Origin of the sequence: Kitasatospora sp. NPDC059817 (genome assembly GCF_042731835.1) — a bacterium.
Classification (GTDB): Bacteria; Actinomycetota; Actinomycetes; order Streptomycetales; family Streptomycetaceae; genus Kitasatospora.
Window position 1 is genome coordinate 1 of sequence record NZ_JBHWIR010000047.1, and the last position, 6975, is coordinate 6975.

Sequence of the window (6975 nt, forward strand, 5' to 3'; positions counted from 1 at the left end):
CGACACCCGCTGAGATCTCTCGCCCGCGCCCGGCGCCGCCGTCCCGTTTCTGGCGCTGCGTCGTCGGTCGGGCGCTGTGCCGACGGTCAGGGCCGCACCGCCGGTCAGCTGGTGCCGGGGTCGCTGGTGCCGGGGCGGCCGTTCTCCAGGTGGCCGGCCCAGCGGCGGCGGAAGGTCGGGCCGTCGGTGGCGGCGACGGTGATGTCGTACCAGCGGCTGTCGGGGCGTATGTCGAAGGTGAACTGGGCCGAGGCGCCGCGCCGGATGCTGCGGCTCTGCTGCGAGCCCTTGGCGTAGGCGTTGGCGACGGTCACCGTCCGGGCGGCCGGCCCGTTGTTGGTGATCTTGACGCGCACCTTGGACTTCTGCGGGTCGAACAGCGCGACCAGCTCGGTCCGGGCGCTGCCCTCGAACTCGTACACCGACCCGTTCGGGCCGTGGGCGGCGAGGTGGTAGTCGCCGGAGGCGGAGTGCGGCCAGAAGTCGCCGAGGGTGTCGCCGCCCGAGATGGTGTAGCGGCGGGGGGCGGCCTTCGGCGCGGTCCGGTCGTAGATGTAGAGCCAGGCGCCGGCTTCGCCCCGGTTCTCCAGATCCAGCTGGAACCGCCCGGGGGTGTCCGTCTCCTCCTCGTTGACCACCAGGTCGTACGGGAGGGCGCGGGCCGGCCGGACGCCGGGCTCCTGGGTGGGCATCCGCTGGGGCAGCGGCACCTGGTACGGCTTGCCCTGCGAGGCGATCGGCGCGGGCACCGGGATCGAGACCGGCCGCGGGTCGGCGCCGGAGAAGTCGAGCGCCGAGGTGAGGTCGCCGCAGACCGACCGGCGCCAGGCGCTGATGTTGGGCTCCTCGATGCCGAACCGGGCTTCCAGGAACCGCAGGACGGAGGTGTGGTCGAAGGTCTCCGAACAGACCCAGCCGCCGCGCGACCACGGGGAGATGACCAGCATCGGCACGCGCGGGCCGAGGCCGATCGGCTGGAGGCCGCCCGGGTCGGCGCCGGGGACCAGCGGGCCCATCTCGCCCGGGTGCTTGCCGAGGTCGAGCAGTTCGTCGCGCAGGCTCGCCCTCAGGTCGGCGGAGACGATGCCCTGGCCGCCCGGGCCGCTGACGACCGGCGGCATCGGCGGGACGACGTGGTCGAACAGGCCGTCGTTCTCGTCGTAGTTGATGAGGAAGACCGTCCTGCCCCAGACCTCGGGGTTGGAGGTGAGCGCGTCCAGCACGAGGTTGATGTAGTACGCGCCGTCGGTGGGCGTCGCGGACGGGTGCTCGCTGTACTTGTACGGCGGGACGATCCAGGAGACCTGCGGCAGCCGGCCCTGCTGGACGTCGGAGCGGAACTCCTTCAGCGTGTGGTCGGTGGCGCCCTTGTCCACCAGGGGGCCCGACGCGCCCTCGGCGACCTGGTACCGCTCGAAGAACATCAGCGAGTTGTCGGTGTAGTTGTCCGTGGGGGTGCCCGGCTCGCCGGAGCCGCCCTGGTACAGCTTCCAGCTGACGCCGGCCTTCTCCAGGCGCTCGGGGTAGGTGGTCCAGGTGTAGCCGTTGGTGTTGTTGCGCTCCTCCAGGCCGGGGCCGTTGGGCTTGCGGCCGTACACGTTGCGCGGGTCGCTGGTGCCGGTCCACAGGTAGATGCGGTTGGGCGCGGTGTCGGCGTGGACGGAGCAGAAGTACGAGTCGCAGAGGGTGAAGGCGTCGGCCAGGGCGAAGTGGTACGCCAGGTCCTGGCGCTTGAGGTGGCCCATCGTCATGACGTCCTGCTTCTGGTTCACCCACTGGTCGTGGCGCCCCTCGTTCCAGGCGAGGTGGCCGCTGCTCCAGCCGTGGTCGGTGCCGGCCTGGTACTCGGTGGTGTTCCTGGGGTCGATGTACCAGGGCAGCACCTCCTGCTCGGAGGCGGGCAGACCGCGGTCGTGGTAGCGGCCGGTCTTCACGGCGGCGGCGGGCTGGTGCCAGTTCGGCCGACCGTCGGGCAGCAGCGTGGGGCGCGGGTCGTCGAACCCGCGCACGCCGCGCAGGGTGCCGAAGTAGTGGTCGAAGGAACGGTTCTCCTGCATCAGGACGACGACGTGTTCGACGTCCTCGATCGAGCGGGTCCGGCCGATCGCGGGCAGTGCCAGGGCCTTGCTGACCGCGGGCGGGAACGCGCCGAGGCCTGCGGCGGCTGCGGACGCGCCGCTCAGCTGGAGGAATCGGCGCCGGTCGATGGAGGCCACGTGGTGTCCTTCCTTCTCGGGGTACAGGGGGGTGCCAAGAAGGTTCGAACATAGGTGCCGCAGCCAGGCCGTACGAGGTCCCCCAGCGAACGCCGCATGAGTTTTCAGCCAATTCCTGTCTAGCCAACTTCCCCGGACCCACCGGCGACGGGCCCGGAAACCCGCATGCGTCGCCCCGCACCGTTCTGCGAGCATGACCGCATGGTCCACCGTCTCGAACCCATCGTCGTCCGGCACACCCATCGCCTCCCCGCCCCCTCCCGGCCGGGCGCTCCGGCGGGGCAAGGCGCTGTCGTGGCGCGGCAGTTCGACGCCGCGCTGATGTCCGTGGGCTTCAAGCTCTCGGCGGACCTGCTGGAGTACCTGTCGGGGCTGCCCGAGGCGACGGTCGTCGACACCGCCGCCCGCACCCTGGGCACCGTCCGCGAGTCGGTGGGCGACCACGTCGGGCACAACGCCTACTTCATCGACTTCCCGCTCAACGTGCCGGACACCTTCGAGTTCTGGACGCACTGCATCGCCGGGGCGCTCGCCGACGACGCGTCGCGAGGCAGTGTGCTCGCCCAACTGCGCACCGGCGTGGTCGACCTGCTGACCCTCCCGTCCTACGGCCGCTACCAGCACAGCTACGCCGAACTGCTCGCCGCCCACGACGAGCTGATCGCAGCTGCGGGCGACCGCATGACGGTCCTGCACCTGGGCGGCGCCCTGGAGGAGGAGGTGACGGCCCTCTACCTGGCCCTGGCCGGCAGCACCACGCCGCTGGGCGAGGAGGGCCTGCGCGACCTCGGCGTGCTCGCCGGGCACTGCGTCGCCGGTCCGCAGCCAGAGGCGATCCCGGTCCGGGAGAACCGCGCCGTCGTCAACCTCGCCCGCCTCCAGGCCGGCGCCGACCTCCTCCTGGACACCGTCACCGACGTGCTCCGGCTGGCCTGCGCACTGTCCGACGGCGACGTGACCCTGGCGGAACCGACCCGGTTCCGGGCGCTGTCCCGACCGGCCCGCCGTGCCCTGCTGGCCGGCCTCGACGCCGTGGTGGGCGCCGACCCCGCCAAGCTCGCCGACGTCAGCGGGCACCGCGAGGCGTTCAAGCGCCTCGGTGAGCGCCTCCACCCGCACGAGTACCCGCGCTGGCCGCGCGCCGCCGAGGTGTTCGCCGTGGCCCGGGGTGAGGTGGCGGCCCGCTCCCTCACCAGCCGCGTCGAGGAACTCCTCGGCGCCGGCGACGTCACCGGCGCGGTACGGCTGCTGGCCACCGCCCCGGGCATGCTGTTCCGCTCCCTGGACCGCCTGCTGCGCGCGGGCCGCACCCCGGAGGAACGCGACACCGTCGTGGCCGCCGTCGAGCAGGCCGCCCCGCAGGTCTCCGGCCGGGTCCTGCTGTCGGTCCGCGAACACCTCCACAACCGCACCGGGGAAGCGGACGGGCGCCGCCTCTTCGTCAACCGCCTCGGCCGCGCCTGGGCCACCACCGACACCCGACCGCCCCTGCCGGCACCCGAACGCGACCGCCTGCTCGCCGCCCTGGACGCCGAGACGAGCCGCCGCCTCCCCGACCCCGGGCACCTGCTGATCGACCCCGACGTACTCGACGTCGCACTCCCGCTCAGCGGCAAGGCCACCACCGCCGGACTCGGCGTGCTGCCCCGCGGTTCCCTCACCCCGGTCGACGGCGAACTGCTGCGCTTCTTCGTCTACTGGAAGCAGACCGGTCACAGCACCGACTTCGACCTGTCCGCCCTGATGCTCGACGACTCCTACGAGACGCTCGGCTGGCTCTCCTACACCTCGCTCAGCCAGGTCGAGGGCGAGCACTCCGGAGACGTCACCGACGCCCCCGACGGCGGCTCCGAGTTCATCAACCTGCGCCTGGGCGCCGTACGTGGCAGCGCCATCGTCCCGCAGGTCAACATCTTCTCCGGTGAGGGCTTCGAGGAGGTCGAGGAGTCCTTCTTCGGCTTCATGCTGCGCGACGCCGAACAGCAGGGCCGCCCCTTCGAACCGCGCACCGTCCGGATGAAGTCGGACCTGCGCGGCCCGGGCAGGGTCGCCCTGCCGCTGGCCTTCCTGCGTGGGGACGACGGCCGCTGGCACGCCAAGTGGCTGCACCTGTACCTGAAGGGCAACCCGAACGCCAACCGGGTCGAGGGGAACCGGATGTCGGTCGCCACGCTGCTGCGGGGCATCGTCGGGCGTGACCACCTGACGATCCGCCATCTGACCGAGCTGATGGGCGAGCGCGCCACCGCCACCACGCTGTGGGACGGCACGTCGCTCCCGGCCGGCCCGGTCACGTACATCGGTCTGGAACGCCCGGAGGGCCTGCACCCGGACTCCGTCGTCATCACCCCGGAAAACCTGCGTGACCTGATCCCCGCCTGACTGCTAGCGTTGGCCCCGGCGAGGCCATGAACGGGCTTCCTTCTCACTCCACCTGACATAGCCCGTTCGCTTTCCTCGCCCTCGACCACCCGCCGGGGTGCCACAAGGCACCCCGGCGTCGTCGTTTCCCCGTGGTCCACCTCCTCGGCCGGCGTTGTTCCGCCCCAGGCCGGGTGGGTCCGTGCCGCCCCGCCGGTCCGCTCGGTATGACCGTGATCACATCAATTCCGTTGTGCCGTGGTCCGACCCCCATCGCGTCTGAGTTCGGGGGTCTGTGCCCACGAGCGAATCGGAGACCGGACTGTGCGTGCTGACCAAGGTGGCGGGGCGGAGAAGGAGAAGCCCGGAGGGGAGGCCGGAGGGGAGGAGCCCGGAGGGCGGCGGTGGATCGACTACCCGCGCAGAGGGCGGCGCGGAGTCCGCCGCTGGCTCCCGTCCTGGCGGCAGCTGCTCCTGGTGGCGGGGGCCGGGGCCGCGGTGCTGACGGGATGGCTGACCTGGTTCTACGTCACCACCCACGTCCCGGAGGACCTGAACGCCTTCGCCACCCAGCAGAACAACGTGTACTTCTGGGCGGACGGCACCGAGATGGCGCGGATCGGCGAGACCAACCGGCAGGAGGTGCCGCTCGACCAGGTGCCGGAGTCGGTGCAGTGGGCCGTACTGGCGGCCGAGAACGAGACCTTCTACTCGGACCCGGGGATCTCCTTCACGGGCATCGGCCGCGCGGTCTACCAGATGGCCTCGGGCGGTGAGACCCAGGGCGGCTCGACCATCACCCAGCAGTACGTCAAGAACAACTACCTGAACCAGCGTCAGGACTTCTCCCGCAAGCTGAGCGAGATCGTCATCGCGATCAAACTGGACCGGCGGATGGGCAAACCGGACATCCTGGCCGGCTATCTGAACACCAGTTGGTTCGGGCGCGGCAGCTACGGCATCGAACGGGCCGCGGCCGCGTACTACGGCAAGGACGTCTCGCAGCTCAACCCGAGCGAAGGGGCCTTCCTCGCCGCCCTGTTGAAGGGGGCCGGGCAGTTCGATCCGGGGATCAGCGCGAACAACCACCGGAGGGCCGAGGAGCGGTGGTCCTGGATCCTGGACCGGATGGTGAAGGTCGGCAGGCTCTCCGCCGCCGAGCGCGCCCGGTACACGGTGTTCCCCGAGCCCAGGACCCAGCCGAAGGCGGCGGGGCTGAGCGGCCAGGTCGGGTACCTGGTGGACATGGCCAGGACCTACGTGGAGGGCCACAGCGACATCACGCAGGCCCAGTTCGACCTCGGCGGCCACCAGATCTTCACCACCTTCGACAAGCCCAAGGTCAACGCGCTGGCCGCCGCGGTGCGGGACGCCACCAAGGGGATCGACCCCGACAGCCGCGAGACCGACCGGTTACTGAAGGTCGGTGCCGCCTCGGTCGCCCCGGACGGGAGGATCGTCGCGCTCTACGGCGGAACCGACTACCTGAAACAGGGCTTCGACAACGCCAACACCTCCACGGTGCCGGTCGGTTCGGCCTTCGCCCCGCTGGTCTACGCCTCGGGCCTGAGCGAGGGCGTGCAGCGCAAGCGGGGCGGCAGCCGCACCCCGGTGACGCCCGCCACCACCTACGACGGCGACGACGGCGTGAACGTGATGACCCCGGAGGGGCCGTACTGGGGGCGCAACGGGCGGATAGCGAAGACCGCCAACGACGGCAAGCGAAGCTGGGGGACGGTCACCCTGAGGAGCGCGGTGGAGCAGTCCGTCAACGGGCCGATGATGCAGCTCGCCATGGACGTCGGCCTGGACCGGGTGCAGAAGACCGCCGCCGACCTGGGCCTGCTCCCGGGCAGCATGGGGGAGTTGGTGCCGGCCTTCGGCGTCGGGAACTCCACACCGAGCGCGATCAGGACCGCCGACGCCTACGCCGCCTTCGCCGCCGGAGGCAGCCACACGGACCCGTACTCCGTCCTGCGGATCACCCGGAACGGCGAGCCGCTCGGGCTGCGCCTGCCGACCGCCGTACAGGCGCTGACCCCGCAGGTCGCGGGGGAGGTGGACGCGGCGCTCAAGAGCGCGGTCCGCACCGGGAGCGCCAAGTCGGTGGCGGAGGCCGGGCCGGACCTGGCCGGGAAGCCGGGGACGACCCCGGAGCGCACGGCGGGGTGGTTCGTCGGCTACGACGCGCGGATGTCCACGGCCGTCACGGTCTTCCGGGCGGACCTGAAGGACATGAAGCTGCTCTCACTGGAGGGGCTGGGCGGCGCCGCCCCGGACACCCCGGACTCCGCGCTGCCCACCCAGATCTGGACCTCGTACATGAAGGCGGCCGGTGGCCCGGGAGGACGGTAGGGCCTGGGGCCGGTGGGGCCGGGCGGCCGCGGGGTGTGGTGTG

Annotated in this window: 3 protein-coding genes; 2 read left to right on the forward strand and 1 reads right to left on the reverse strand. The window is 71.7% G+C overall.

The features are described from left to right. Positions 1-104 precede the first annotated feature (104 nt). On the reverse strand, positions 105-2216 hold the full coding sequence (locus ACFV61_RS12915) for a phosphocholine-specific phospholipase C (RefSeq protein ID WP_380491590.1): 2112 nt from the start codon (positions 2214-2216) through the stop codon (positions 105-107). A gap of 201 nt (positions 2217-2417) precedes the next feature. On the opposite strand from ACFV61_RS12915, the gene ACFV61_RS12920 reads away from it, so the two are divergent. Both ACFV61_RS12920 and ACFV61_RS12925 read left to right on the forward strand, forming a co-directional pair. Next, entirely contained in the window at positions 2418-4598 is a 2181-nt protein-coding gene (locus tag ACFV61_RS12920) for a hypothetical protein (protein ID WP_380491592.1), read from the forward strand. Between the two features lie 303 nt (positions 4599-4901). After that, entirely contained in the window at positions 4902-6932 is a 2031-nt protein-coding gene (locus ACFV61_RS12925) for a transglycosylase domain-containing protein (protein ID WP_380491594.1), read from the forward strand. Positions 6933-6975: the final 43 nt, after the last annotated feature.

What these genes read in the sequence shown, in the direction of transcription:
- ACFV61_RS12920 (WP_380491592.1), top strand. Translation starts at nt 2,418, where the DNA reads ATGGTCCACCGTCTCGAACCCATCGTCGTCCGGCACACCCATCGCCTC.